Annotated in this window: 2 protein-coding genes; one reads left to right on the forward strand and one right to left on the reverse strand. The window is 38.1% G+C overall.

Translation table 11 applies throughout. The features are described 5' to 3' along the window. On the forward strand, nt 1–405 hold a 405-nt coding region (locus tag PX636_RS08395; protein WP_502882861.1), incomplete at its 5' end, for a DUF3084 family protein. A 13-nt stretch (nt 406–418) separates the two neighbouring features. Here the strand turns inward: PX636_RS08395 and PX636_RS08400 are convergent. Further along, entirely contained in the window at nt 419–1,003 is a 585-nt protein-coding gene (locus PX636_RS08400; RefSeq protein WP_288116737.1) for a Uma2 family endonuclease, read from the reverse strand. Nucleotides 1,004–1,200: the final 197 nt, after the last annotated feature.

Consider the following 1,200-nt stretch of genomic DNA (forward strand, 5'->3'; position numbering starts at 1 on the left):
GTGGTGAGAATCCTTTCAGCAGGTAATTATGTCTTAGGAGAAAGCGAGATTCGTGTCTTTGCTGATGTGGTTCCCAATCAAAGAGTTTTTGAGGAGAAACAGGTAATCGCTGCCGTTTCCATTGATCCCCAAAATATGACAGAAGAAGACCTACAAAAGCGCTTAGATTTACTCTTAGCTTCGGCTCAATTTCGCGCTAGAAGTGCGGGAGTTTTAGGGTCAATTCAGGTGGAAGATGGTTTATTAACTACGGTAGTTAACTTTATTGGTCAAGTCAAAAAGTCGGGTAATTCTATCGAGACACTTGAGGCAATTGCCGCTAGTAAAACTAATACGGCTGGCCCCTTAACTTTGCGTTTAGTGGCGGTAAAAGATGGTAAAATTGTTTTTAGTACGTCCTCTTAAAAGATAGCTAAAGTTAGGAGTTGAGATTAAAATCAATTCCTTCGTAAATATCGGCAAGATTTAAGCTAATTCCTAAAGAATCTAGGGATATAATTCCCCTGGCTGGGGTGTATTCTTGCAGTAACCAATTATTCTCTGAGGTTTTGCTATAGGATTCTATTAGTATCTCCCCTTGACTGACGAGAAGATATTGGTTTAATTGGGGTATAGAACGATAATAACGAAATTTATCACCCCGATCATAACCGGAGGTGGAAGGAGATAAAACTTCGATAATTAGGCAGGGATTTAAAATTTCATCGTTGCGATTATCACTAAATAATGGTTCCCCGGCAATAATCATTAAATCTGGGTATAAACCGCGATTATATTGGGGTATCCATAGTCGCAAATCACTGGGAAAGACTTCATAAATAGTTTTCCTTAAAGCATTGTCTAACAAGCGAATTAAATTGCGTACCAGTCGATTATGATTGATGCTTCCCCCTGTCATCTCGATAATTTCTCCGTCGTGATATTCGTGTTTAACCTCGGCTATGGTTTCTAAATTACGATATTCTTCTAAGCTGCGGGTTTTGGTAGGAGATCGAGTTAGCATTTTCTCTGTCACAGAATTTTTAATCCTCCTGATTATAACCTAGATCACAGAAAAAAAGGTTATCATTCATAAATTATTCCTCAATTAAAATCAATTCCTTCGTAAATATCGGCAAGATTTAAGCTAATTCCTAAAGAATCTAGGGATATAATTCCCCTGGCTGGGGTGTATTCTTGCAGTAACCAATTATTCTCTGA

Source organism: Microcystis sp. M53598_WE2, assembly GCF_030067735.1.
Classification (GTDB): Bacteria; Cyanobacteriota; Cyanobacteriia; order Cyanobacteriales; family Microcystaceae; genus Microcystis; species Microcystis aeruginosa.